The organism is Mesorhizobium sp. RCAM 06353, assembly GCF_059683585.1.
The window spans coordinates 5,548,537-5,574,884 of record NZ_CM185031.1; the positions used below are offsets into that span (position 1 = coordinate 5,548,537).

The 26,348-nt window shown below is 64.1% G+C and carries 23 protein-coding genes; 11 read left to right on the forward strand and 12 right to left on the reverse strand.

Translation table 11 applies throughout. The features are described 5' to 3' along the window. Positions 1–7 precede the first annotated feature (7 nt). Positions 8–1,054 (reverse strand): EF-P lysine aminoacylase EpmA, encoded by a 1,047-nt coding sequence (gene epmA, locus AC56QX_RS26970; protein WP_497111524.1) that lies wholly within the window; start codon positions 1,052–1,054, stop codon positions 8–10. 129 nt (positions 1,055–1,183) lie between these two features. Between epmA and efp the strand changes: the two genes are divergently transcribed. From efp to AC56QX_RS27005, 7 genes are all read left to right on the forward strand, one after another. After that, the gene (efp, locus tag AC56QX_RS26975; protein ID WP_023782984.1) at positions 1,184–1,753 is read left to right on the forward strand and encodes an elongation factor P; all 570 of its coding nucleotides are present in this window, start codon (positions 1,184–1,186) and stop codon (positions 1,751–1,753) included. A gap of 137 nt (positions 1,754–1,890) precedes the next feature. Beyond that, a complete protein-coding gene (locus AC56QX_RS26980; protein WP_497111525.1) occupies positions 1,891–2,880 on the forward strand; it encodes a 3-oxoacyl-ACP synthase III family protein in 990 nt (329 codons plus the stop codon). Then, positions 2,880–3,875, forward strand: coding sequence for an NAD-dependent epimerase/dehydratase family protein (locus AC56QX_RS26985; protein ID WP_497111526.1), 996 nt, complete (start codon positions 2,880–2,882; stop codon positions 3,873–3,875). The genes AC56QX_RS26980 and AC56QX_RS26985 overlap by 1 nt, the downstream gene beginning before the upstream one ends. Further along, positions 3,872–4,696, forward strand: coding sequence for an MBL fold metallo-hydrolase (locus AC56QX_RS26990; RefSeq protein WP_497111527.1), 825 nt, complete (start codon positions 3,872–3,874; stop codon positions 4,694–4,696). Before AC56QX_RS26985 ends, AC56QX_RS26990 begins: the two co-directional genes overlap by 4 nt. After that, complete coding sequence (locus AC56QX_RS26995; protein ID WP_497111528.1) at positions 4,693–5,955, forward strand: F390 synthetase-related protein; 1,263 nt, start codon at positions 4,693–4,695, stop codon at positions 5,953–5,955. Before AC56QX_RS26990 ends, AC56QX_RS26995 begins: the two co-directional genes overlap by 4 nt. Beyond that, positions 5,952–7,103: a GNAT family N-acetyltransferase gene (locus AC56QX_RS27000; RefSeq protein WP_497111529.1), complete on the forward strand. Its 1,152-nt coding sequence runs from the start codon at positions 5,952–5,954 to the stop codon at positions 7,101–7,103. Before AC56QX_RS26995 ends, AC56QX_RS27000 begins: the two co-directional genes overlap by 4 nt. Then, complete coding sequence (locus AC56QX_RS27005) at positions 7,100–8,095, forward strand: Rieske 2Fe-2S domain-containing protein (protein WP_497111530.1); 996 nt, start codon at positions 7,100–7,102, stop codon at positions 8,093–8,095. The genes AC56QX_RS27000 and AC56QX_RS27005 overlap by 4 nt, the downstream gene beginning before the upstream one ends. Here AC56QX_RS27005 and AC56QX_RS27010 read toward each other — a convergent pair. From AC56QX_RS27010 to AC56QX_RS27035, 6 genes are all read right to left on the reverse strand, one after another. Continuing rightward, complete coding sequence (locus AC56QX_RS27010; protein WP_497111531.1) at positions 8,080–9,234, reverse strand: ATP-grasp domain-containing protein; 1,155 nt, start codon at positions 9,232–9,234, stop codon at positions 8,080–8,082. The genes AC56QX_RS27005 and AC56QX_RS27010 overlap by 16 nt on opposite strands. A 41-nt stretch (positions 9,235–9,275) precedes the next feature. After that, a complete protein-coding gene (locus tag AC56QX_RS27015; RefSeq protein WP_497111532.1) occupies positions 9,276–10,145 on the reverse strand; it encodes a patatin-like phospholipase family protein in 870 nt (289 codons plus the stop codon). Beyond that, positions 10,142–11,539, reverse strand: coding sequence for a M16 family metallopeptidase (locus tag AC56QX_RS27020; RefSeq protein ID WP_497111533.1), 1,398 nt, complete (start codon positions 11,537–11,539; stop codon positions 10,142–10,144). Before AC56QX_RS27020 ends, AC56QX_RS27015 begins: the two co-directional genes overlap by 4 nt. Before the next feature lie 2 nt (positions 11,540–11,541). Further along, positions 11,542–12,930, reverse strand: a complete 1,389-nt coding sequence (locus AC56QX_RS27025; RefSeq protein WP_497111534.1) for a M16 family metallopeptidase — start codon at positions 12,928–12,930, stop codon at positions 11,542–11,544. 202 nt (positions 12,931–13,132) lie between these two features. Continuing rightward, complete coding sequence (gene rsmD, locus AC56QX_RS27030) at positions 13,133–13,687, reverse strand: 16S rRNA (guanine(966)-N(2))-methyltransferase RsmD (RefSeq protein WP_497111535.1); 555 nt, start codon at positions 13,685–13,687, stop codon at positions 13,133–13,135. Further along, positions 13,684–15,321 carry a pseudouridine synthase gene (locus tag AC56QX_RS27035; protein WP_497117914.1) on the reverse strand — a complete coding sequence of 546 codons (1,638 nt, stop codon included), beginning with the start codon at positions 15,319–15,321 and terminating at the stop codon, positions 13,684–13,686. The genes rsmD and AC56QX_RS27035 overlap by 4 nt, the downstream gene beginning before the upstream one ends. Positions 15,322–15,896: 575 nt before the next feature. Between AC56QX_RS27035 and AC56QX_RS27040 the strand changes: the two genes are divergently transcribed. Next, positions 15,897–16,346 (forward strand): nucleoside deaminase, encoded by a 450-nt coding sequence (locus AC56QX_RS27040; RefSeq protein ID WP_497111536.1) that lies wholly within the window; start codon positions 15,897–15,899, stop codon positions 16,344–16,346. Between the two features lie 39 nt (positions 16,347–16,385). Here the strand turns inward: AC56QX_RS27040 and AC56QX_RS27045 are convergent, their stop codons facing one another. Together AC56QX_RS27045 and ileS are read right to left on the reverse strand one after the other, a co-directional pair. Further along, a complete protein-coding gene (locus AC56QX_RS27045; protein WP_497111537.1) occupies positions 16,386–17,063 on the reverse strand; it encodes a hypothetical protein in 678 nt (225 codons plus the stop codon). A gap of 243 nt (positions 17,064–17,306) precedes the next feature. After that, positions 17,307–20,270: an isoleucine--tRNA ligase gene (gene ileS / locus AC56QX_RS27050; protein WP_497111538.1), complete on the reverse strand. Its 2,964-nt coding sequence runs from the start codon at positions 20,268–20,270 to the stop codon at positions 17,307–17,309. Between the two features lie 43 nt (positions 20,271–20,313). On the opposite strand from ileS, the gene AC56QX_RS27055 reads away from it, so the two are divergent. Next, the gene (locus tag AC56QX_RS27055) at positions 20,314–20,523 is read left to right on the forward strand and encodes a hypothetical protein (protein ID WP_143748368.1); all 210 of its coding nucleotides are present in this window, start codon (positions 20,314–20,316) and stop codon (positions 20,521–20,523) included. Here AC56QX_RS27055 and AC56QX_RS27060 read toward each other — a convergent pair. Beyond that, positions 20,499–21,311: a MipA/OmpV family protein gene (locus AC56QX_RS27060; RefSeq protein ID WP_497111539.1), complete on the reverse strand. Its 813-nt coding sequence runs from the start codon at positions 21,309–21,311 to the stop codon at positions 20,499–20,501. The two genes, AC56QX_RS27055 and AC56QX_RS27060, sit on opposite strands and share 25 nt — an antisense overlap. A gap of 188 nt (positions 21,312–21,499) precedes the next feature. Here AC56QX_RS27060 and AC56QX_RS27065 point away from each other — a divergent pair, with 188 nt between their 5' ends. Then, on the forward strand, positions 21,500–22,054 hold the full coding sequence (locus AC56QX_RS27065; RefSeq protein WP_497111540.1) for an HdeD family acid-resistance protein: 555 nt from the start codon (positions 21,500–21,502) through the stop codon (positions 22,052–22,054). A gap of 1 nt (position 22,055) precedes the next feature. Here the strand turns inward: AC56QX_RS27065 and AC56QX_RS27070 are convergent, their stop codons facing one another. Continuing rightward, the gene (locus tag AC56QX_RS27070; RefSeq protein WP_497117916.1) at positions 22,056–23,036 is read right to left on the reverse strand and encodes a bifunctional riboflavin kinase/FAD synthetase; all 981 of its coding nucleotides are present in this window, start codon (positions 23,034–23,036) and stop codon (positions 22,056–22,058) included. A gap of 6 nt (positions 23,037–23,042) precedes the next feature. Beyond that, a complete protein-coding gene (locus AC56QX_RS27075; protein WP_497111541.1) occupies positions 23,043–23,903 on the reverse strand; it encodes a TIGR01459 family HAD-type hydrolase in 861 nt (286 codons plus the stop codon). A 363-nt stretch (positions 23,904–24,266) separates the two neighbouring features. Between AC56QX_RS27075 and AC56QX_RS27080 the strand changes: the two genes are divergently transcribed. Continuing rightward, positions 24,267–26,252: a TadE/TadG family type IV pilus assembly protein gene (locus tag AC56QX_RS27080; protein ID WP_497111542.1), complete on the forward strand. Its 1,986-nt coding sequence runs from the start codon at positions 24,267–24,269 to the stop codon at positions 26,250–26,252. The last annotated feature ends 96 nt before the right edge of the window (positions 26,253–26,348 follow it).

The window sequence follows — 26,348 nt, forward strand, 5'->3', positions numbered from 1 at the left end:
GTGCCGTTCAGGTTGCCGCGACCGGTGTCCAGATCACATCTTCGATCTTCTGCGCGCCGGTCGCCAGCATCACCAGCCGGTCGAAGCCGAGCGCAATGCCGCTGGCCTGCGGCATGATGGCCAGCGCAGCGAGAAAATCCTCGTCCAGCGGATAGCGCTCGCCATAGATGCGCTCTTTCTCGTCCATCTCGAGGATGAAGCGCCGGCGCTGCTCGGCGGCGTCGGTCAGTTCGCCAAAGCCGTTGGCGAGTTCGACGCCGCAGCAATAGAGCTCGAAGCGTTCGGCGACGCGGGGGTCACGCGGGCTCGGCCGGGCAAGTGCGGCCTCGGCGACCGGATATTCACAAAGGATGGTGGCGCGGCCGAAGCCCAGATTGGGTTCGATCTTTTCCACCATCACCCGGCTGAACAGGTCGGCCCAGCCGTCGTCCGGCGCCGTGCGCAGGCCGGTCCGAACCAATGCCGCGTAGAGCGCGTCCCGATCGGTGCCGCCATCGGCGGCGACCGTGGCCAGGAGATCGATGCCGGCATGGCGGGTGAAGGCGTCCGCCACCGTCAGCCGTTCCGCCGCGGCAAATGGATCGCAGTCGCGGCCACGGAAGGAAAACCGCTTGGCCGCTGCCCTCGTCGCGGCCAGCGCCAGCAGATCAGCGCAGTCACGCATCAGGCTCTCATAGGTCTCCCCCACCCGGTACCATTCGAGCATGGTGAATTCGGGATGGTGCAAGGGGCCGCGCTCGCGGTTGCGGTAGACCGGCCCGAGGCTGAAAATCCTTACTTCACCGGCGGCGAGCAGCTTCTTGCAGGCGAATTCCGGCGAGGTGTGGAGATAAAGCGGCGAATGCGCGCCATCCGGCCCGACCGCCTCGGTGGCGAAAGCCGCCAGATGCGCCTCATTGCCGGGCGAGACCTGCAGGGCCACCGTTTCCACCTCGATGAAATCGTTGCGGGCGAACCAGTCGCGCAGGGCGGCCGTCAGGCCATTGCGCAACAGCAGGCGCGGGCGGCGGTCGGCGTGAACGTGCGGCGTCCACCAGGGCGAAGCGGCGGTCATGAGCGGATTGACGGCGTGCTGGCGCGCCCCATGTCCGTTTGCAGTGGGGGCTGGCGGTTCGCGCCAAGATGCGCTACCAGCGCCGCACAAGCCGGCAAACGCCCGTCAACTCTCGCAGGATTTAAAACCGTGGTGAAAGTCATCGCCAGTTCGCTCCGCAAAGGCAATGTCGTCGACAAGGACGGCAAGCTTTATGTGATCCTCTTTGCCGAAAACATCCACCCAGGCAAGGGCACGCCGGTGACGCAGCTCGACATGCGCCGCATCGGCGACGGGGTGAAGGTTTCGGAGCGCTACCGCACCACCGAACAGGTCGAGCGCGCCTATGTCGAGGAGCGCGAGCACACCTTCCTTTACGCAGACGGCGAAGGCTATCACTTCATGAACCCGGAAACCTATGACCAGGTGGCGGTGTCGGAAGCCGTGGTCGGCGACGCAGCCCCCTATCTGAAGGAAGGCATGCCGGTACAGGTCTCGCAGTTCAACGGCATCGCGATCGCCCTGGTGCTGCCGCAGCGCGCCACCTTCGAAGTGGTCGAGACCGAGCCGACGACCAAGGGCCAGACGGCATCGTCCTCCTACAAGCCGGCCGTGCTCTCCAATGGCGTGCGCACCACAGTGCCGCCGCACATCGCGCCCGGCACCCGCGTGGTGGTGATGACGGCCGACGGAGCTTATGTGGAGCGGGCGAAGGACTGAGGGCGACCCTGTCCATCAGCTATTTGGCCTGGCAGCTCGCTGCCAGGAAACCGCACAGCCCTGTCTAACACTCCGCCTCACTGTTACCATCGATCCGCATTATGAGTTGGGAATCGCAACTCACTGGGCGGCTGAGCATGCGGATCAAGATCGTTGGAACCGGGCGCGCAGTGCCTGCGCTATGCTTGACATCGCGCGGCCTCGACGAGCGGCTGGGATTTGGCCAAGGCCAGATCGAAGCCGCCACCGGTGTCATCGAGCGCTATGTCTGCGAGACCGAATCGCAAGTCGACCTGGCCTGCACGGCGGCGCGGCAGGCACTGGCCGATGCCGGGATAGAGCCTGATGCGGTCGACCTCATCATCGGCGGATGTGGCGTGCCATACCAGCCACTGCCTTCGACGGCACCGCTGGTGATGCAGCGCCTGGGGCTGGCCGATGGCTCGGCCGCGGCCTTCGACGTCAACAGCACCTGCCTAGGCTTCCTCACCGCTTTCGAAACCGCCGCCCGGATGATTGAGGCCGGGCAAAGCGAAACCGCGCTGGTGTTCTCGGCGGAGATTGCCTCGCGCGCCCTGCCCTGGAAAGACCAGCCTGAAATCGCCGCCCTGTTTGGCGACGGCGCGGCCGCCGCCGTGCTGCGCAAGGCGGCGCCCGGTGAGGGTAAGGTGCTGGCCAACCTCATGCGCACCTATCCATCGGCTTACGAGGCTTGTAGCATCGGGGCCGGCGGCACTCGCTTCGACTTCCACCACCAGCCGGAGGAGTTTTCCCGCCATGCGCTCTTTCACATGGACGGCAAGGAGCTGTTTCGGGTGACCGCGCGCCATTTCAATGGCTTCGTCGGCGAACTGCTGCAACGTGCCGGCTGGCGGCATGAGGACGTCGACCTCGTCGTCCCGCATCAGGCGAGCCCGTTCGCGCTGGCGCATATGGCACGACAGACCGGGTTTGCGGCACAGAATCTGGTCGACATTTCAGCGCGTTACGGCAACCAGATCGCGGCGTCCATTCCCTTCGCGCTCGATATTGCGCGCCGGCAAGGCCGCGTCATGCAGGGTACCAAGGTGCTCTTCCTCGGCACCTCGGCCGGCGTCTCCTTCGGCGGCATGGCGCTGGAGGCGTGATGGGACGCGTCCTCGTCACCGGTGCAAGCGGCTTTCTTGGCGGCCATGTCGTGGCGCGGCTGGCCGCCGCGGGTACGCCGGTGTTGGCGCAAGGCCGCGATATCAGGCGAAGCGCCGCACTCGAAACCGCCGGCCATACAGTGATACGTCGCGACCTGTCGCAGCCGTTTGATGCGAAGTCCGACGCCGGATTTGGCGAGATCGATGCCATCGTCCACTGTGCGGCTCTGTCTTCGCCTTTCGGCCGGCTTGCTGATTTCGAGACCGCCAACGTCACGGCGACGCGCAATCTCGTCGATTTCGCGCGGCAGTTGGGTGTGCAGCGTTTTGTCCAGATCTCCACCCCTTCGGTGTGTTTCGCTTTTCGCGACCAACTCTGCGTCACCGAGAACAGCCCCTTGCCCGATCCGGTCAACCACTACGCCCGCACCAAGCGGCAAGGTGAAGACATTGTCCTGGCGGCGGCGGACATAGGGCCTGTCGTGCTCAGGCCACGCGGTATCTACGGCGCAGGCGACCGAGCGCTGCTGCCACGCCTGCTGCAGGCGGCGCGGCGGCCGCTGCCGCTGTTTCGCGATGGCCAGGCACGCATCGATCTCACCCATGTCGACGATGTCGTCGATGCGGTGTTCGCGGCGCTGGCGGCCGGTAGCGCCGCCGAAGGCCAGATATTCAACATCTCGGGCGGCGAAGTGCTGGCCGTGCGCCACATTGCCGACAGTGCCTGCGCCCGCGCCGGGCTGCGAACGCGATGGCGAAAAACGCCACTGGCGCCAGCGATGCTGGCAGCGGGCGTGATGGAGGCTGTGGCGCTGCTTCTGCCGCGCCGGCCCGAACCACCCGTCACCCGTTACGGCCTCGGCTTGTTCGCCTATGCCCAGAGTCTTGATATTTCCAAGGCCAGGCGGATCCTTGGCTGGACGCCGAAAGTGCCGTTCGAGGATGGGCTCGACCGCACGTTTGCCAGGGGGCGTGAAGCCTGGGGGACAGCTTGAAGATCGTCTTCGCCAACAGCGCCTGGGTCAGCGCCTTCGAAAGACTGATCTTGCGCGGCGGCGGCTGGCAGAAAATCCGGCTGCGCGTGCGTTACGGGCTGATCCTCCATCCGCGGGCCGGCCCGGTGCTGATCGACACCGGCTATACGCCGCATGTGACCACCGGAGCCCGGCGCAGCGCCATGCTGCGCTTCTATGGCGCGGTGCTCGGGCCTGAACTCGTCGAGGCCGGGCAACCCATGTCTGTCCTGGCCCGCTTTGGCCTGACGCCGCGCGATATCAGAACCGTCATCGTCACGCATTTTCACGCCGATCACATCTCGGGCCTGCCCCTGTTTCCCAATGCGCGTTTCATCGCCAGCGATGCCGCCTGGTCGCGGCTGAAGGCGCGGACGGCCCGGCAAAACCTGCGTCATGGCGTCTTCACCGAGCTTTTTCCGGCGGATTTCGAGACAAGGCTCGACGGGCTGTCAGCGATGAGACAGATCCCATCGCGCAGCGATATTCCCGGCGGAGCCGATCTGTTCGGCGATGGCAGCGTTGTCGCGGTCGACCTGCCCGGCCATGCCGATGGCCAGTTCGGGCTGCTGTTTCCTGAAATGGATCGGCCGCTGCTTTATGCGGTCGACGTGCAGTGGCTGTTCAAGGCACTGGTCGAGAACCGGACGCCGGGCTTTCCTGCACGCCTGCTGGCGGAGGATTTCACCGCCATCGATCGGACCAGCGCGGCGTTGCGCCGCTTTCTGGCAGCCGGCGGCGAGGTGATCTTCTGCCACGACCCAGGGCTGACGCCATACGACATGACACCGGAGGGCAGATGACCGGGTTCGGCGAAGCGATCCGCTCGTTTGCCCTCACCTTGTGGGTGTCACGCAAGGGCCGCGAAAACTTCGAACGCTGGCAGGCGCGCGCCTTGCGGCGCTGGCTCGATCGCGACCTGCCGCTGGCGCCGTTCTATGGCATGGCGCCACACCACCTGAGTGACCTTCCGGTGACCGACAAGGCACTGCTGATGGCCGATTTCGATCGCTTCAACATTGCCGGTGTATCGGCTGTCGACGCCTGGACGGCGGCGGTTGGTGACGGCCGGTTCGGCGTGCTGACGGTCGGCGCCAGCACAGGCACCTCGGGCAATCGTGGCCTTTTCGTCATCTGCGAAGCCGAGAAATACCGCTGGCTGGGGACAATCCTGGCGAAAGCCATTCCTGATCTGTTCTGGCGCCGGCAGCGCGTGGCGGTGATCCTGCCGCAAAACACCGGCCTTTACGACACCGCTCGCCAGTCGAGGCGCATCGACCTGCGCTTCTTCGACCTGACGCTCGGGCCGGAGCATTGGCGGTCGGCCCTCGAGGCGTTCGCGCCCACGGTGATCATCGGCCCACCCAAGATTCTGCGGCACTTTGCGATCGAACGCTTCCGGCTTTCGCCGCTGCGCGTGTTCAGCGCCGCCGAGACGCTCGATCCGGTCGACCGGCCCGTTATCGAAGCGTTCTTCGGGCGCCGGCTCGACCAGATCTACATGGCGACCGAGGGGTTGTTCGCGGTCACCTGCCGGCAAGGCAACCTGCATCTGGCCGAGGATTCCATCTTCTTCGAGTTCGAAACGGCTGGCAACGGCCCGGTGACGCCGCTGGTCACCGCCTTCCGCCGACAGACCCAGATCATGGCGCGCTACCGGATGAACGATCTGCTGCGCCTGTCGCCCACACCATGCCGATGCGGCTCGCCGTTGCGCGTGGTGGATGAAATCGTTGGCCGCATGGACGACGCCTTCCGACTTACTTCCGCGCAAGAGCCACTCCTGATCACGCCTGACATCCTGCGCAATGCCGTGCTGAAGGCGGATCGGCGCATCGACGACTTCCGGCTGATCCAGACGGCGCCCGAGACGGTCGAGTTGCACCTCCAGCCCGGCCTGGCCGAGGATGCCGCACAGGCCGCACTGGAGGCGGTGCGAGGGCTGTTTGCCTCGCGCCAGGCAAGGGTCGCGGTCGAACCCGTGCGCTCGGCCTTGCCGCTGGAAACCGGCCGCAAGCTGCGCCGTGTCGAGTGCCGGCTTCCCACCGGGGCCGCCAGGTGATCCGGGTCGCGGCAGCAGCCGACAAGCGGGGGTCGGGGCAAGCGGACCGGGTCGAGAACAACCTGCATAAGGTCGACGCTTTCGCACAATTGTTCAACGGCATGCCGGTGCGCGATCTCATCGCCAACCTGACCGTTCGCGTCGAGACTTGCGACATAGCAGGCCGAGCCTTTCCGCTGACGTTGAACGATGCTAGCGAAGCGCCGAACTGCTACATCTGCTGCCCGTCCAGCGCCTATATCGACTATGCGATCGACGAGACCCGCAATTTCGCTTCAAGCCCTTGGCTGCAAAAAACAATCCGGATGCTCATCGGCCTGTGTGGTCCGCTGGTGAAGGCAAGCGGCCTCGATCATCAGGTTCAGGTCAACAACTGGCTCTATTCGACCAGCCCAGTGCCGCTGCTCGACCGCAGCTCCATCGCGGCGATGCGTACGGATCTGACGAGCCGGTTTCCGGACCGCGCCATCGTCATCCGCTCGCTGAACGACATTGCCGATCCCTCGACCATTGCGTCCCTCAAAGCGGAGGGATTTCACATGCTCGCGGCACGTCAGGTCTACATCTTCGCCGACCGCAGTTCAGCACCGCCGATGACACGCGACATGAAGCGCGACCGTGCCCGGCTGCGCGCGACATCGTTGCGTATCGCCGGCAATGACGATTTCACGCCGGCCGATTATGTCAGGAGCGAAGAGCTCTACGCTATGCTCTACATCCGAAAATACACGCCACTCAATCCGCACTATACGGCCCGCTATATCAGTGAAATGCACCGGCGCGGCATCTTGCGGCTTGCCGGCTTGCGAGACCAAGCGGGACAACTCGTTGCCGTCACCGGCCTGTTCGAAAACGGCGGAACGCTGACGCAGCCGATCGTCGGCTACGACACCAGACTGCCGATTAGCGACGGCCTCTACCGGATGGCGATGGCAATCGCGCAGGACCACGCCACCGCACGCGGCCTGTTCTTCAACATGAGCGCTGGTGCGGCCGATTTCAAACGCCGTCGCGGTGCCGTGCCGGCGATCGAGTACAACGCCTGCTATGTCGGGCATCTGCCACGCAGCCAACGCCTCGCGGTGTGGGCAATGGCGCGGGTTCTGGCACTGGTCGGGATACCGCTGCTTCGGAGATTCGAACTTTGAGCAAGGCCGCGCGAAAGGAATTCTGGCAGGCTGTGGCGCTTTCAGCCGATATCGGCGCCAGACCGAGACGCATCCTGTTCGAAGGCTCGCCGGTGGTGCTGTTCCGCTCCGACAAGGGCATCGCGGCACTGTTTGACCGCTGCGTTCACCGGCTGGTCGAACTGTCGACCGGCAAGGTCGTCAATGGCGAGATCGAGTGCCCCTACCATGGTTGGCGCTATGATGGCGAAGGCCTCTGCACCGCCATTCCTGGCCATGTCGGCGAGATGCCGCGTTACCGGGTGCGACGCTACGGCGCAATCGAGCGTGATGGCGTCGTCTTCGTCTCGGCGGGCACGCCAGAGGCGGAGCCATACCTTCACTGCATGCAGGGCCAGGACGTGCTTGTGCGGCGTGTACACTCCTCGACGCAGTCGACAGTGCTCGACGCGGCCGAGAACATCCTCGACGCAACCCACACGCATTTCACCCATAAAGGCCTGCTGCGGGGCTTGAGCGCCAGGCGCCATCTTGTGCGTGTCGACGTCACCGGCGGCGAAGGTTGGGTCGAGGCTTGCTATACCGGCGAGGAGCGGCAGCAAGGCCTGATCAGCCGGCTGCTGGAGGGTGAACGTACGAAAACCATCGGCCGTTTCCGACATCCAGGCATTGCCGAACTGGAATATTGGGGCAAGGACGGACTGGCGCTGGCCACGACGTTTCATCTGCGCCAGGCGGATGAAAACATCGTCGAGGGTGTCGGCTGGTTGATCGGCCCACGTCAGGGCCTGCTCGGCCACATCAAGGCGCTCGCCTTCAAACCGCTGTTCAACATCGCCTTGGCACAGGACCGCAAGGTGCTGAAATCGGCCAGCGACAATGCACGCCACGCTCCCCCTGCCCCGCCGGCGATCGGCCCGCTGGATTTCCTGCGCCGCGACATGGCGGCCATCATGGCCGGCGAAATGCCACCGGCGGCGGCAACGCCACGCGTGTATCAGATCGAGCTTTGAAGCGGCCCGTTCCATTCGATGTCCCGCGTCGAGGCGGCTTGCAGACTGATGCGCTGGCGCAGCGCTTTGCTCGCGATCTCGGCCAGCGCCCGCCACTGCGCCCGTTTGGGCGCAGGATCGTTCTGCCAGTCGAGCAATTCGTCCGCATCACGCATCGCCTGACGGAAGCTCCCGATCCGGCCTGACCGAAGAGCTGACGGCAGGCCGTAGACCCACATGGCCAGTCGCACCGTCTGCGGTCTGCCGACATCAGGCCTCACCTCAGCGCCTTCAAATAGCGCAGCCGTGAAGGCTTCCGGATCGCGGAAGAAGTGCAGGCCGCTGACTGCGCGCGGATTGCACTCCAGCGGCAGCACCGTGCCGTCGCTTTCCCGCATCAGGTCGAAGGAAATCTGGCCGGTCCAGCCGGTGCCGGCAACGAAAGTTTCGACGAAATGGCGAGCAGCGGCATCGTCGACCTGTTCGAACCAGATGCCGGCGCCCTTGCCGGCGCGGTAGCGCGAACGATAGAGCGCCAATGCCTTGAGCGTGCCGTCATGCGCCAGCGCATAGGCGCTGATCTCTTCGCCGACGACGAAACGTTGCGCCACCCACGGCGCCGCCGCCGAAGGGCTGATGGCATCGAGCGCTGAAGGCGGCGGCCGCAGCAGCACATGACTGGCAAAACGCGACCAGACCGGCTTGAACACCAGCCCGCGCGAACGGCCGCGCACGACCTCGATATCTTCGTCGGATCGCAGGAGCGTCGTTTCGGGCACGGCAAGGCCAAAACTTTGCGCCAGGCCGATGAACGCATGCTTGTCATGAACCCGGGTCAGCAATTCCATGTCCGGCGCGAGCAGACGGGCCGGCATGGCCCGGTCTCGCCACAGCGCGCCGAGGTAGAAGATTTCTTCGCAAGTCGGGATGACGAGGTCCACCGCCTCGGTGCGAACAAGGTCCGCCACCGCCTGGAAATAGGCCTGCGGCGCAAAACGCGGCGGCGGCAGGCGATGATAGGAGGCGCAGGCGGCGCTCGCCGCGGCAATCGGACGTGCCGGGCTGTCGGCCAGGATCACCCTCAGGCCGGCGCCATCCAGCAGCCGCGCCAGATGCAGCGCCACCGGCGCCCGAGCGCCTGTGATCAGCACCGTGCGCATCAGAGGAGGATCATGGCCACAGGCATTGGCCGCCCCAAGACTCAGTCCAAACCGCGCTTGCCACGCTTGAGCCTGGTGGCGCCGGAGCGCGCCTCCAGCGCTTTTTCCACCTCCCGCTTCAGCTCATCCTTGATGTCGGCCGTCTCGGTCATCAAAGCGTCGATCTTCAGGAAGTCGAGCACGCGGTATTTTGACACTGCCGGGCGGACCAATATGTCAGGGCGGCATTGTTTGAGCTTGTTGGCGATGATCGACTGCATCATCAGCTGCGTGGCGCCGAACATCAGGTCGACGGAGCTCGGTTGCTTGCGATCGACCTCTTCGGGCGCGCCGACCACGTCGACGCCGATGATGATGTCGGCGTCGTTCTCTATGAGATCAAACGGCACGGGGTTGTAGATGCCGCCGTCGATCAGCAGCCTGCCGTCGCGCGTCACCGGACGAAACACGGCTGGAATGGCGGCCGAGGCGGCAAGGGCCGAGTGCAGATCGCCTTCGTCAAAGACCGCGAGCTTATGGCCGAAATAGTCCGTAGCCGTCACCTTCAGCGGGATTTTCAGCGCAGCGAAGGTTTCGGGAATGGCCTCGGGCAGGAACGCCTTGAGGATGCGCTCGACATTGAACTGGCTGACACGGATGCCGTTCTGCATGGCTTCGGCGATCGTGCCCGGGCGCGCGCGCCACATGCGGCTCGCCACCTCGGCGCGGCGACCGAGGATCGAGCGGGCATAGTCGTGGATGTCCTTGCCGGTCATGCCCGCGGCCATGCCGGCGCCCATGATGGCGCCGATCGACGAGCCGGCGATCGCCACCGGCTTTATGCCGAGCTCGTCCAGCGCCTCGATGACATGGATATGCGCCAGGCCGCGCGCGCCGCCGCCGCCGAAGGCTATGCCGAAGGTCGGGCTCATCCCTTGCCGGCCCCGGCCAGAGGCGGCCCGACCACCATGATGGTCGGCTCGGCCGTCAGCAGCTTTTTCGCCGCCGCCTTGACCTGCTCGAGCGTCACCGCGTTGATGTAGCCGGCGCGGCGCTGCATGTAGTCGATGCCGAGATCGTCGATCTGCAATTCGACCAGCGTCGCGGCGATGGAGCTCGAAGAGTCAAGATTGCTGATGGCATAGGCGCCGATCAGGTATTTCTTGGTTGCCGCCAGCTCGGCCTCGGTCGGTCCGTCCTGCGCCAACTGCTTGACGACATCGCGCACGATGCCGAGCGTCTCGGCCGCGCGGTCGGAACGCGTGCCGGTGGTGACGATCAGCGCGTCGGCATGGTCCTGGTTGACGAGCGAGGAATTGACGCCATAGGCCAGCCCGCGCTTTTCGCGCACCTCCTGGAACAGGCGCGAGGTGAAGGTGCCGCCACCGAGAATCTCGTTCATCAGCACGGCGGGGAAGAAATCCGCTGACTTGCGCTTAACGCCCGGCCAGGCGAGCTGCAGCGAGGTCTGCGGCAGGTCGTAATTGACCTCGAGATGCTGCGCCAGCTTCGGCTCGACATCGGCGACGGGGGCGAGCGCCTGACTTTTAGGCAGGTCGCCGAACACCATGTCCAGTTTCTTCTTCAGCGTCTCGGCGTCGATAGCGCCGACCACGGCGATATGCAGGCCGCTGCGTGCGAACACCGCCTTGTACAGGGCCTTCAGATCGTCTTGCGTAATGGTGGCGACGCTCTGCCTGGTGCCCTGGTCGGAGCGCGAATAGGGGTGGTCGCCATAGATGGCGCGCGCCCATTTGTTCTGCGCCACCGTGTCGGGGTCGTTCTCGTTGGCGATGATGCCGGACAGGATCTGGGCGCGGATGCGGTCGATCGGTGCCTGGTCGAAGCGCGGCTCGTTGACCGCCAGCCGCAACAGCTCGAAGGCCTCGTCGCGCTGTTCGGCCAGCATGCGCATGGAGCCGTAGATGCCGTCGCGGCTCTCTTCGAAGCTCATCTCGGCGCCGGCATCGTCGAGCCTGATCTGGAAGGCTTCCGAATCGAGAGTGCCAGCGCCCTCATCGAACAGGCCGGTCATCAGATTGGCCAGGCCTTCCTTGCCCACCGGATCCTGCGTCGAGCCGCCATCGAAGACGAAACGGACGGCGACGATCGGTACGGAATAATCCTCCACCAGCCAGGCGGTGACGCCCTTCGACGAAGTTACGGACTGGATGTCCATGGCGCGGGCGGCAAGGGCGGGCAGGATCAGGAAGAGGATGGAGAGGAAGAGGGTTGCGAGGGCGTGCAGGGTCTTGCCTTCTCCCCTTGTGGGAGAAGAGGGAGCTTGGCGGGGAGAAGTCAACGCGCCGCTAAACTGGTTCGTCATCATCAATTCCCCGACTGTTGCTGCGGCAAGAGATAGCCTGACGTCGAGCGGGCCAGAACCAGATAGCGCGCGGCGGCGGCCTTGACCCCGTCCGCCGTGACCTTGCGGATGCGGTCCGTCCACTGCTGGACATCCTGCACATTGCCGCCTGTGGCCAGCGTCGAGCCGTAGATTTCGGCCATGGAGTCCTGCTTGTCGCGGGCAAAGACCATCGACCTGATATAGCGGTCCTTGGCCTTCTCGAGCTCATCGGAGGTGACGCCGCCGCTGACAATGCGCGCCACCTCGGCATCGACCGCGGCCTCGACGTCGGCAAGCTTGGCGTCGCCGCGCGGCGCGCCATAGACGGTGAAATTGGTGTCGTCGAGCATAGTGCCCTGGAAATAAGCGCCGGCGCTGGAAGCGATGCCTTGCTGGACGACCAGCGCCTGGTAGAGCCGGCTGCGGTTGCCGCCGCCGAGGATTTCGGCCAGCAGGTCGAGCGCTTCGGCCTCGCCCGGCTTTGCGGTGTGATAGGACGGCACCACCCATTGCGTCGAGAAACTCGGCACGCTGACGCGGGCGTCGGTCAGCGTGACGGTGCGCTTGGTGTTCTGCTCAGGCTCGACCGGGCGGATGCGCGGCGGCAGATCCGGCCCGCGCGCCACCTTGCCATAGGTCTTCTGCGCCAGCGCCTTCACCGTATCCGGTTCGACATCGCCGGCCACGATCAGCACGGCGTTGTTGGGCCGGTAGTATTTGTCATAGAAGGCGGTGGCGTCGATGCGGTTCAGTTGCTCCATCTCTTGCATCCAGCCAATGACCGGGATGCGGTAGGGCTGGTTCTGCCACAGCGTCGCATCAACTTCCTCGTCGAGCACCGCCTGCGGGTTGTTGTCGATGCGCGAGCGGCGCTCCTCGAGGATGACGTCGCGCTCGGTCTTGATGACGTCATCGGTGAGGATGAGGTTGCGCATGCGGTCGGCTTCAAAACTCATCATCAACTCGAGCGCCGAGGGCGCCACCGTCTCGTGGAAGGCGGTGTAGTCATAGGAGGTGAAGGCGTTGTTGGAGCCGCCAATGTCGGAGACGGCGCGGTCGAACTCGCCCGCCGCGTGATGGGTGGTCGCCTTGAACATCAGATGCTCGAAGAAATGGGCGATGCCGGATTTGCCCGGCGGCTCGTCGGCGCTGCCGATCTTGTACCACACCATATGGGTGACGATCGGTGCGCGATGGTCGGGAATGACGACCACTTCCATGCCGTTGTCGAGCAGGAAGTCCGTGACCTTGAACTCGGCCGGCTTGGTGTTGAGCGGCACGGCGCTATTTGCCAGCGCGGAGCCGGTGGGCGTAAAAGCCAGCGACGTTGCCAACAGTGTTCCGCGCAGCCATTCGGCCTGAAATGTCATCAATGGCTCCGGTTTGTAGAGCAGTTCACCGTTTCACGGAAACGCTGAACTGCTCTGTCTCTTTGTTCTGACGCAATTCCGGACGGAAAACCGCATAACACTTTTCCTGGAATTGCTTGGGTACGACGATAGGGCAAGGTACTGGCGACAAGCAAAGTGAATTGTTGTTGCCGGCAAAGGCGGCGGCAAAGAGGCCGGCGGATCAGGCGGCCTCGATGAAGCGGATGATGGTTTCGCCATAGTTGCGTTCATCCAGCACGGAAAAGCCGGGGCCAGCCTCGAAAGGGGCCGCCGCCGTCTCCTCCACCACACAGAGCGCGCCGGGCCGTAGCCAGCCGCCGGCTTTCGCTGACTGCAAGGCACGCTCGCTAAGGCCCTTGCCATAGGGCGGGTCGGCGAAGATGAGGCCGAACGGCGCCAGCGTACCCGCCTCGCCTAGGCCGGTGGCATCACGGCGAAAAATCTTGGTGCGGCCGGTCAGGCCAAAGGCCTCGACATTGTCGCGGATCAGGCCTCGGCCTTCGGCCGATTCCTCGATGAAGACGCCATAGGACGCGCCGCGCGACAGCGCCTCCAGACCTAGCGCGCCGGTGCCGGCGAACAGATCGAGCACGCGCGCGCTCTCCAGGTGTTCGGCAAAGCGATGCGCCAGCACGTTGAAGACGGCCTCGCGGGTGCGGTCGGTCGTCGGACGGATGGCGCTGCTGCGGGGCGTCGCCAGTGGACGCCCGCGAAACTCACCACCGACGATTCTCATCTTGTCCGGGGGCCCTTGGGGCCGCCACGCGGCCGTTCACCGCCACCGGCCGGACGCTCGCCACGCGGCTTGCCGAACGGCTTTGCGCCAGCCGGTTTGCCACCGGGTTTGCCATAGGACGGCTTGAACGAGGCCTTGCGCGCCTTGGCGTCAGCCGCCTTGGCGGCGTCGGCTTCCGCCCTGCCCTTGCCGATCGGCCGGGCACCTGGCGCCATCCAGACATTGGCCTTGCGCTGGCCGGGCGGCTCGATCGGCCGCTGCTCGCGCTCGGTTTTCTTGCCGCCAAAACCACCACGCGGCTTGTCGCCGAAGCCACCGCGCGGTTTGTCGCCAAAACTGCCGCGTGGCTTGTCGCCAAAGCCGCCGCGTTCGGGCCTGGGGCCGCGTTCGCCAAAGCTCTTTTCCGGCCTCTCGCCTCTGTCGGGACTGGTCGACAGCTTGCCCAATGCCTCGTCGCGGCTGCCTTCCCTGCGCTTGCGGTTCTTGATCAGCCCGCCCTCGCCGATCGGCCGGCGCTCACCATCGCGGACGAACTTCGGCCGTTCGGGTTCCGGCTCGCGAACTTCGGTGCGCCGCACCGGCTTGTTGGAAAACGGCTTGGTGACCTCGGCATCGAAATTGGCGCCGGATTCCTCGACCAGACGCTCGCCAAGCTGGTCGCGCAGCACACGGCCCTTGATCTCCAGCACGTGCCCCTCGGCGAGGTCATCGAGCTGGAACGGACCGTAGGAGATGCGGATCAACCGTGTCACATCGAGGCCGAGCGAGCCAAGGATGTTCCTGACTTCGCGGTTCTTGCCTTCGCGCAGGCCGATCGTCAGCCAGGCGTTGGTGCCTTGCTCGCGGTCGAGCGTCGCCTCGATCGCGCCGTAGAAGACGCCGTCAACGGCAATGCCTTCGCGCAGGCCGGCGAGCGCGCTTTCCTCGACCTTGCCGTGGACGCGCACGCGGTAGCGGCGCAGCCAGCCGGTGGCAGGCAGTTCGAGCACGCGCGACAGGCCGCCATCATTGGTCAGCAGCAGCAGGCCTTCGGTGTTGATGTCGAGCCGGCCGATGGTCATCAGCCGCGGCAATTCGGCCGGCAGCACGTCGAAGACGGTCTTGCGGCCCTCGGGATCGCGGTTGGTGGTGACGACGCCGGCCGGCTTGTGGAACAGGAACAGGCGCGTACGCTCGATCGGCGGGATTTCCATGCCGTCGAGATGGATGATGTCGCTAGGCATAACATTGAAAGCCGGCGACGACAGCGCCCGGCCATTGACCTTGACGCGGCCGGCCGCGATCAATTCCTCGGCGTCGCGGCGCGAGGCAAGCCCGGCGCGCGCCAGCCGTTTGGCGATGCGTTCGCCGGCCTCTTCCGTTGCCTCGGCTGGACGCGGGCGCGGCTTGAAGCCGGCTGATGCGCCTTGCGGCCGATCGCTGAAATCACGGTTGGGGCGGTCGCTGCCGAAGTCGCGCTTGGGACGGTCAGCGAAGTCGCGCTTCGGACGGTCATTGAAATCACGCTTGGGACGGTCGAAACGCTGTTCGCCACCCTCCGCTGAAGCAGCAGCCGGACGGTCGCCGCGCGGCGCGTAGGGTTTGCGCGGTCCTTCGCGCTTCTCATACGGCTTGCGCTCGCCTTCGCCCGCCATCGGGCGATCGCCACGCGGCGCATAGGGCTTGCGCGGTCCTTCACGCTTTTCATAGGGTTTGCGCTCGCCCTCAGCCGCTATCGGCCGATCGCCACGCGGTGCGTAAGGCTTGCGCGGTCCTTCGCGCTTCTCGTAGGGCTTGCGTTCGCCTTCGGCGGCCACTGGGCGGTCGCCGCGCGGTGCGTAGGGCTTGCGCGGGCCTTTGCTGAAGGGCTTGTCGCCGCTCTTGAAGTCGCGCTTCGGGCGCTCGCCCTCAGCGGCCATCGGCCGATCGCCGCGCGGGGTATAAGGCTTCTTCGCCCCGAAGGACGGCTTGCCCCCCTCTCGCCTCGCGGTGCCGCAGGTTTCTTGCCCGGGCCTTTTTGGCGCGGAGATTTCTTGTCGTTGTCGTCCATGTGGCCTTTGTCCGTTTGCGCTGCTACAGCGTGGCGCATCCTTTCGGGCGCGCAACGAACGCTGTAGCACTTTGATTTGGCGCATGATCTTTTCCGAAAATCGAGTCCGATTTTCGGGTTGATGCGCTCAATAACAGGATCACGCCTGAGTGGCGAGGAGATAATCGGAATGGAAACCGCTTGAAGCGGCCTGATTTCATGGCATTGGCGCTAAAGGAGGCCGAAGCGGCAGCCTTGCGTGGCGAAGTGCCGGTCGGCGCCGTCATCGCCACGGGCAACACAGTCGTTGCAAAAGCCGGCAACCGCACCCGCGAGCTTGCCGATCCAACGGCGCATGCCGAGATGCTGGTCATCCGCGAAGCCTGCCGGAAACTGTCAGCTGAGCGGCTGACCGGCCACGATCTCTATGTAACGCTGGAACCTTGCGCCATGTGCGCCGGCGCCATTTCCTTCGCCAGGCTGCGCCGTCTCTACTTCGGCGCCGCCGACGAAAAGGGCGGTGCGGTGGTCAATGGCGTGCGCTTCTTCGCCTCGCCGACCTGCCACCATACGCCCGACATCTATCCGGGCATGGGCGAGACCGAAGCGGCCCTGCTGCTGAAGGATTTTTTCAGGGAACGACGCGACTGAACCGCGCCATGCCCTCCGGAAAGGGCAGCGTGGCCGTTCTTACAGCGACGGCAACCAGTCGAACCAGCCGCTCTTCTTGCCTTCCGCCTCTTTCTTCAGGCGACGTTCCTTCTTGTACTCGTCCTCGCCGAGTACGTTCTGCGGCGCTGTGTCGGACGCGACACGGTAGGCCAGCGGCGGCTCGCTCAGATATTTGCGAGTGTTGGGGTCGCCCTGCTTGGCGTCGGCGAGACGACGTTGGATTTCGGCGGCGCGGCCCTTGTCGGAGTCCGCGGGGGTCCACGCCGGCGGGTGACTGGACCCTGATTCCGCCATCGCCTTCTTGACCGAGGCCGGATCGGTCTGCACATCGTCGACGATCTCTGACTGATAGCTCGGATCATTCTGGTGGGCGGTGGCGTCGGCGCGCAGGCGGGCGCGACGCTGCTCGGGCGATTCGGGCCACTCGGCGCTTGCCGACTGGATGCTGTCCTGCGGTGCAGGCAGCGCTTCCTTCTGTCCGAGAGCGGGCTTCACCAAGGTGGGGCGCGGCTTGTAGTCGATCGGGTCCTTGTGTTTGGGCGCGAAGGAAACGGCGCCGGTGAGATCGCCGGCCAGCTGTTCGGCCGCGGTCTTGTCGGTCCCGTAGGTCGGAGAGCCCATGCAGCCGGACAATGCGAGGCCCGATGCGACAAGCGGCGCCAGCAGCGCCAGGCGCGCATTATATCTCTCGGTCATGCCAAAAAGTTCCACTCTAGACAGCCTCTCGATCGTCACCGGCTCAGGTCCGGTCCCCATCGTCCAAGCACTTGCGACGGAAATCCGGCGACAATTTGTCTTCCGGAGTTTCGCGTGTTTACCTCAACCACTCGTTAAGGGCAACGCACGGGCGGATTTGCACCGCCCGGCGTGGCATTTGTGCACTATTCATCGTGCATGTCGTTTTCCCAAAACCGCGGCACACTTTTGGGTGACATGCACCTAAAGCCGGCCGAGCGCCTTCAGTTCGTGCAACACGGCGGCATCGCGCGCCGAAACATCGGGAAACGCGGGATCCTGCCCGACATCGGCCGTGTAGCGCCAGGAACGCGCGCATTTGACCAGGCCGCGGTCCTCGGCCTTCTCGACCACCACAGCGACGCCCTTGACGTCGTCGAGGGTGAAGGCCGATCCCGGCGCCTGACCATGGGCAATGACGAGATCGCTGGTGATCGCCATCTCGGCCATGTCGACGTCCGATATCGCCGCCTCGAGCGCTGCGTCGTTGATGGTGACGACCGGCACTGCCTCCAGAGAGGAGCCGATCACCTTCTGGGCACGCGCGATCTCGAGCGCGCCGGTGACGACGCGGCGTACCTGCCGCACCTTGCGCCATTTCTCCGCCAGCGCCTCATTCTTCCAGTCCGTCGGGATTTCCGGGAACTGGTCGAGATGCACCGACACCGCATCTGGATGCCGGTCGAGCCAGGCCTCTTCCATTGTGAAGGGCAGCATTGGCGCCAGCCATTTCACCAGGCACTCGAAGAGATGGCGCACCACCTGCACCGAGGCCTTGCGCTTCAGGCTCGACGGCGCGTCGCAGTAGAGCGCGTCCTTGCGGATGTCGAAATAGAAGGCCGACAGCTCGACGACCATGAAATCGAGCAGCGTGCGGGTGATGCGCTTGAACTCGAAGGCATCGTAGCCCTGGCGCACCACCTCATCCAGTTCAGCCAGCCGATGCAGCATCAACCGCTCCAGCTCCGGCATCGCTTCCAGTGGCACCTCCTCGCCATCGTCATGGGCGAGCGTGCCCAGCATCCAGCGGATGGTGTTGCGCAGCTTGCGGTAGGCGTCGATGTTGGTCTGCAGCACGTTCTTGCCGAGCCGCTGGTCTTCCCAATAGTCCGTCGTCACCACCCACAGCCGCAGGATGTCGGCGCCGGACTGCTTGATGACGTCCTGCGGCACGACCGTGTTGCCGAGCGACTTCGACATCTTGCGCCCATCCTCGTCCATGGTGAAGCCATGGGTGACGACGGTGTCGTAAGGCGCCCTGCCCCTGGTGCCGCAGCTTTCGAGCAGCGAGGAGTGGAACCAGCCGCGATGCTGGTCCGAGCCTTCGAGATAGACGTCGGCCGGCCATTTCAAATCCGGACGGTCTTCGAGCGTGAAGACATGCGTCGAGCCCGAATCGAACCAGACGTCGAGGATGTCCATCACCTGCTTCCACTTGGAGGCATCGTGATTGCCGAGGAAACGCTCCTTGGCGCCGGCGGCGAACCACGCGTCGGCCCCCTCTTCCTCGAAAGCGTCCATGATGCGCTGGTTGACCACCTCGTCCTTCAGCACGTTGCCGTCCTCGTCGGCGAAGACAGCGATCGGCACACCCCAGGCGCGCTGGCGCGACAGCACCCAGTCGGGGCGCTCCTCGATCATCGCGCGAATGCGATTCTGACCGGCAGCCGGCACGAAGCGCGTGTCGTCGATGGCCTTCAACGCACGGCTGCGCAGCGTCGTGCCGTCGCCGAGGTCCTTGTCCATATAGACGAACCATTGCGGCGTGTTGCGGAAGATGACCGGCTTCTTCGACCGCCAGGAATGCGGATAAGAATGCTTCAGACGGCCACGCGCGAACAAGGCGTTGTGCTTGATCAGCTCGTCGATGACGGCCTGGTTGGCGTTGCCCTTCTTGCCGTTGTCATCGATGACGCGCGCGGCTCCACCCTCACGGTCCGGGCCAAAGCCCGGTGCATCCTTGGTCAGGAAGCCGGCATCGTCGACAGTAAAGGGGATGGCCGCATCGATGCCCCGCGCGCGCAGATCCGCCGCCGCATCCATCCAGGCATCGAAGTCCTCGCGGCCATGGCCGGGAGCCGTGTGGACGAAACCCGTACCCGCGTCATCGGTGACGTGGTCGCCGGCGAGCATCGGCACCGGGAACTCATAGCCGCCACCGAGACCCTTGAAGGGGTGCGAAAGCGTAAGGCTTCCAAGCTCTTGCGCTGAAACACTGCGAAGGCGATTCAAGGTCACCTTGGCCTTCGCCGAAGCATCTTCAGCCAATGCATCGGCGAAGATGAGCTTTTCGCCCGGCTGCGGGCCAAAAGCATTCTCGGCTGCCGTAATCTCGTAGAGGCCATAGCTGATACGCGGCGAATAGTTGACGGCGCGGTTGCCAGGGATCGTCCAGGGTGTCGTCGTCCAGATGACGACATGCGCCTGCAGCAGATCGAGCGTGCCCTCCGTCAGTTTGGCTTCACCGTCATCGATCGGGCGGACCAGGCTGGCGACGGGGAACTTCACCCAGATCGTATCCGACTCGTAGTCCTGGTACTCGATCTCGGCCTCGGCCAGCGCGGTGCGCTCGACGACGCTCCACATCACCGGCTTCGAGCCGCGATAGAGCTGGCCCGACATGGCGAATTTCAGCAATTCGCCGGCGATCCGCGACTCCGCGTGGAAGGCCATCGTCGTATAGGGATTCTTGAAGTCGCCGACGACGCCGAGCCGCTGGAACTCACCGCCCTGCACCGAGATCCAGTGCGCTGCGAATTCACGGCACTCCCTGCGGAATTCGTTGACCGGCACTTCGTCCTTGTTCTTGCCCTTGGCGCGGTACTGCTCCTCGATCTTCCATTCGATCGGCAGGCCGTGGCAGTCCCAGCCGGGCACATAGTTGGAATCATAGCCGCGCATCTGGAACGAGCGGGTGATGACATCCTTGAGGATCTTGTTCAGCGCATGGCCGATATGGATGTTGCCGTTTGCGTAGGGCGGGCCGTCATGCAGCACGTATTTCGTACGGCCGGCGGCACTCTCGCGCAGCTTGCGGTAGAGGTCCATGTCCTGCCAGCGCTTGACCAGCACCGGCTCCTTCTCGGGCAAGCCGGCGCGCATCGGAAAATCCGTCTGCGGCAGGTAAAGCGTCTTGGAATAGTCGATCGTTTCAGCGGTATCGGTCATTGGTCTGCCATGTGCATTGCCCGGCGGCAAAGGAGCTCGGGCGTTGAACTATCATGATTTGGAAAAAGCGCGAGAGGCCGCGCGCAACATTCCCGGCGGCTCCGGCGGCGCTCAGGCCGCCCGGAACACCGGGCTCATAATTCGTATCGCAATTGCGAAAGCGCCGATAAAGTGCGTCATCACCGGGCTTTTAGCCGATGCGGCGGCAGGAATAAAGCGTCGAATCGCTTACATCGTGAAGTCGAAACGGTAGGTGGTCGACACACCGACAGTGAACTGATTGCGGTCGCCGCGCTCCCTGACCAGGCTGGAATCAGCTGCTGGACCCTCGAGGCGCGAGTATTCGCCGAACAGGCTGGCCGTCATCGGATCGGTCACCTTCCAGGTCACCGCACCGCCGAGGCCGACGGATTTCAGGCCGCCACCGGGATTGTATTGGCTGAGACCCGAGACCACGGCTTCCTGCGCATTGACGCCATAATAGGCGTCGAAATAGTTGGCCGAGGCAAACGACACGCGTGGGCCACCCGAAATCCTGACGGTCGGCGTCACATCATAGAAGGCGTCGGCGGCTATATCGGCGACAAAGCCATTGTGGGCACGGATGCCATGCCGCAATTCGGCACGCGCCCGTAGCCAGTCCGTCGGATAGAATTCGAAGAAGCCGCCGACTTCGCCGCCCCAGCGGACCGGATCGAGGCCCTTGAGTTCGTCGGCATTGCTGTCATCGCGCGAGAACAGGAACTTGCCGGTCAGGCCGGCGCGAACGCCGCCATCATCGACCAGCGCCAGCGAAATGTTGTCGTTACGCGAGGTGAAGCGTGCCTGGGGACCGGCCTTGCCCAAGGAGATGATGGGCTGGGCGCTAAGCATGAATTTCTTGCCGCCCTCGAAATTCGGCGCCACCAGGCCAGTGGCGCCAACCGTCAGATACCAGTCGCCGGACAGCCAGCCGAACGCGCCGTCGCCGGCCTCGGCCGCGCCTGACGTTGCGAGCATCAGGGTAGCCAAGGCTGCAGAAATCTTCACGACCGGACTCATGGCCACTCCACTAACACGATACAACTGTCCCTTGGTGACAGCTTTGACGAGGCTTTGGTAAAATTTGGTTTAAGGATGAGACATCGGCCTCGCATTGCCTGCACCATCGAGCCCGCTATCGGCTGGACGCGGACAGGCACCAAGGGTAACTTCGCGGCATGCTGGCGGCCCTCAATGGAGGTGGCGACATGACCTTGCAAGGCGATGCACTGAAGAACGCGATCGGCCAGACACGAGACAAGTGGGGATGGTTTGTCGGTCTGGGCGTGTTGCTGCTGATCCTCGGCGGCATTGCCTTCGGCAATCTGTTCATCGCCACGGTGGCTTCCGTCTATGTCGTCGGCTGGCTGATGCTGGTGGCCGGCATCATCGAGATCATGCACGCTTTCGGCGTCAAGACCTGGAGCCGCTTCTTCTACTGGCTGCTCAGCGGATTGCTATATGCGGTCGCCGGATTTTTCGCTTTCGACAATCCGCTGCTGGCCTCGGCGGTGCTGACGTTCCTGCTGGCCGTTGCGCTCGTCGCTTCCGGCGCCCTGCGGGCCTGGGTCGGCTACAGTCACCGTCCGGAACGCGGCTGGGGCTGGATCGTCGCGGCGGGCGTCATCAGCGTGATTGCTGGCCTGATCATCGCCATGGGCTGGCCGGTCAACAGCCTGTGGGTGCTCGGGATGTTCCTGGCGATCGACCTGATCTTCCAGGGCTGGACCTTCATCGCGGTCGGCCTGGCACTGAAAAAGTAAGTCAGAATGCAATGGCGGCGTCGAGCTGCGAAAGCGGCTGGACGCCGGCCAGCAGCGCCCTCGCCTCGGCTTCGTCGCGCTTCATCTGCGCGACCAGCGCATCGAGCCCGTCGAATTTGATCTCGCTGCGCAGGAAGCCGAAGAACGAGACCTCGCAGGTCTCGCCATAGAGATCGTCGGAAAAATCGAAGACGAAGGTTTCCAGCAGCGGTGCGCCATTGTCGTCGACGGTCGGGCGGCGGCCGAAGGAGGCAACGCCGTCATGCAGCGTGCCATCGGCGCGCCGAAAACGGACGGCATAAATGCCCTCCTTGAGGGTGGCTTCCGCGGGAAGCCTCATATTCGCAGTGGGAAAGCCGAGCGTTCGTCCAAGCTGCTGGCCGCCGACGACCTCGCTTTCCACCGTGAAGCGATAGCCGAGCAGACCGGCGGCCTCGGCCACCTCGCCATCGCAGAGCAGAGCCCGGATCCGGCTTGACGAAACCACCTCGGCGCCCTCGTCGCGAAAAGCGTCGACAAGGGTAACGCCGAAGCCATGGCGATCGCCGGCTGCCATCAGATAGGCCGGTCCGCCCTGGCGGTCCTTGCCGAAATGGAAATCGAAACCGGTTATGGCGTGGGTAATGCCGAGCGTCCTCTCCAGCACATCGGTGACGAAAGCTTCCGCCGACAGCGAGGCGAAGTCGCGCGTGAACGGCTGCTCGACGAGCGCGGCGAAGCCCAGCAAAGACAAGAGCCGCGCCTTCATCGGCGGCGGCGTCAGCACGAACAACGGCATGTCGGGCCTGAAAACCTTTCGCGGGTGCGGTTCGAAGCTCAGCACCAGGGCCGGTACGTCGCGCCGCACAGCCTCGGCCAACGCCCGTTCGAGCACCGCCTGATGGCCACGGTGGACGCCATCGAAATTGCCGATCGCGACAACGCCGCCACGCAGATCGGCGGGCAGCGTCGCGGTTGCCGAGAGATGCTGGAAGGCTACCATTGCCACCTACTGCAGTCTGACCATGACAGCCACCGGACGATAGCCGTGCCGTTCCAGGAAGAGCCCGAGCTTTGCCGGATCCGGCCGAGATGCATCGCCGTAGTCGCGAGCATGAATGCCGCCAGAGATATAGAGAACGTCGAAACCATTGTCCGCCGCGCCCTTCACATCGGTCATCATGCCGTCGCCGATGGCCAATATCTGAGAACGCTCAACCGGCCGGCCAAGCACCTCCGCCACCTCCTTCATCGCGACATCATAGACAGGCGCATAGGGCTTTCCAGCGATCAGCGTGCGGCCGCCAAGCTGGGCATAGTCGCGCGCCAGGGCGCCGGCGCACCAGATGATCCGTTCGCCGCGCTCCACCATGATATCGGGATTGGCGCAGACGAACGGCAGGTTCCTGGCCCGCAATCGGCGCAAAAGGTCCGCATAATCCTCAGGCTTCTCGACCTCGTCATTGAAAAGCCCGGTGCAGACGACGCCGGTGGCCTCGAATTCCTCGACGAGTTCGACATCGAGACCGTCATAGAGCGTCAGATCGCGCTCTGCGCCGATGTGGAAGACTTTTCGCGGGCCTTCCGCGATCAGGTCACGGGTCACGTCACCCGAGGTCACCACACGGTCGTAGGTTGACGGAGGAACGCCGATTGCGCTCATCTGAGCCACGACATCGGCGCTGCGGCGGGGCGAATTGGTGATGAGGACAACGGGAATACCGGCTGCCCTTGCCCTGGCCAGCGCCACTGCCGCCGCCGGAAAATGCCATTCGCCATTGTGCACCACGCCCCAGACATCGCAAAGAATTGCCGAATAAGTCTTCGAGACGTCTTCGAGCGAGCCGACGATTTCAGGCGAATCCGCCATGCAGTGTCCTTCAATATGAGCGTTGCGAGTGCCGCGGCCGACGGTTCGCCGCAGCCGGTTCGAATTATCCGAACCGGTCCATGCTGTCACCAGCTTTCGCCTGGCAGCCTCGTCAATTGATCATGACAGTTGGACTGGACGACCATGATCGCCGTCTTATCCCTGTTATTTGTCAGCCCGATATGCCCACATCCTGCGTCGGCAGACGTTTTTCTGGACGGCATCGCGGCCGCTGCCCTTGCATTGGTTAGCGGATCGTGAAGCGCCAACCAAGCAATAGAGCGGTTTCCCAAACCCGTCCTTCAGCGTTTTGTGGAAAGCTGGCGCCGATCGAGAATCCGCCGGCGGGGGCCGCTACAAGACATGCATGAACTTTGGCGCCGGTTCCGCCGCGACAGACGTGGCAACTATGCTCTTATGACCGTTGTGGCGATGGTGCCGCTGATGGGCGGCCTGGCGATTGCGGTCGACTTCACGGAAATGAACCGTGAAAAGCAGATGGTGACGAATGCGCTCGACGCCGCCAACTTCGCCACGGCGCGCCGGCTGACGGAAGGCGCGACCGACGATCAGTTGAGAGCCTATGCGCTCGACTTCTTCAATGCCAACCTGAACGATGTTGATCCCGCCAGCGCGACGCTCAACGTCACCTTGCCCAGCAACACCAGCGGCGGTGGCTTGCTGACGATGACGGCGCAACTTGCCTACAAGCCCTATTTCTATCCTGCATTCGCCCAGCTCGTCGGCAAATCCGCAACCGATGCGAACCAAAGAATCAACTTCAACGTCACCTCCCAAGTGCGGCTGAAAAACACGCTGGAAGTTGCCCTGGTGCTCGACAATTCCGGATCGATGACTACGCTCGGCACAGGCTCGGGGCAAAAGCGCATCGATCTTCTCAAGACTGCATCCAAGCAACTGGTCGACACGCTGGCCGCGCAGGCGGTCATGATCAAGCAGGTCGACAAGCCGGTGCAATTCGGCCTGGTGCCCTTTGCCGCTTCGGTCAATGTCGGCCCCGGCAATGGCAACGCGTCGTGGATGGACACAGAGGGCCTGTCGCCGGTGTCAAACGAGAATTTCGACTGGTCGACGCTGAACGCGGCCAACAAATACGCCCAGCAAACCAACGGCATCTGGTACAAGCGCGGCACCGGCTGGGGCAGCGAGGAAGGCCAGATGCTGACCCGGTTTTCGCTCTACCGCGACATGAAGGTGGTCACCAACCATGAGCGTGTCGTCAACAGCAAGCGCGTGGTTTGCGACGAATACAATTCGAACAACACCTGCAAACGCAGCCACGACGAATATGACTACATCGATTCCTACGGTCCGTTCGCCAGCTGGCAGGGCTGTGTGGAGGCCCGGCCCTACCCCTACAATGTCAACGACACGCCGCCATCCGGCGGCTCGGCCAACACCGGCATAGGCGTCGGCGATCCGGCAACGATGTTCGTGCCGATGTTCGCCCCGGACGAACCCGGCAATCACTGGAAGCTCACCCAGGATCCCGACGAAGCCGCCCCGGTCACCTACGGCGCGGTGAACAGCTGGTGGAACGACGATCCTTCGAGCAGCACCGGCCAATCACGGTTGCGCAACATGGCCAAATATTTCCAGCCACGGCCGATCGACGCGCCGGCGCTGCCCACCGGCAACGGCCCCAACTACAGCTGCACCACCGGTGCAATCACACCGCTGACCGATGTCAGCGTCGCCGATGGGCAAACCGCGATCAAAGCCGCGATCGACCTGATGCAGCCGAACGGCGGCACCAACGTTCCCGAGGGCATGGCGTGGGGCTGGCGGGTGGTGTCCAGCGGCGAACCGTTCACGCAAGGGCGCCTGGAAACGGAAAAAGGCAACGACAAGGTGGTGATCGTGCTGACCGACGGCGCCAACACCTACTATACGCCGTCCTCGCTGGGCTATTCGGATCCCGCCAACTCGAAATCGACCTATGCGTCCTACGGCTATCTCAACCCCGGCTATAACGGCACCTCGGTCGGCCGCATGTTCATGGGCACGTCGAGCGCCATCGGTCAGCTCGACTATTCGAACGGTAACTATACGAACGCACTCAACGAGCAGATGGCAACGCTTTGCAACAACGCCAAGGCGGCCAACATCATGGTCATGACAGTGGCGCTCGACCTGTCGACGACCAAGGCCAGCGACAAGCTGGCGATCGATGCGCTGAAATCCTGCTCGTCGGACTCGCGCTTCCGCAAGGATCCCACGGACCCGACCAAGCCGGCCAAACTGTTCTGGAATGCGACCGGCGCAAGCCTGTCGAACGACTTCAAGGAAATCGGCAACGAACTGTCGAACCTGCGGGTGGTCGGCTAACGGTTCTCTGGCGCAACGCCTGGCGCCGCCAAGCCCTTGCGGCCGCCTGCCGTGGCAGGCACATATCGGACGCTCGCGGGATCGCGCATCCATCGC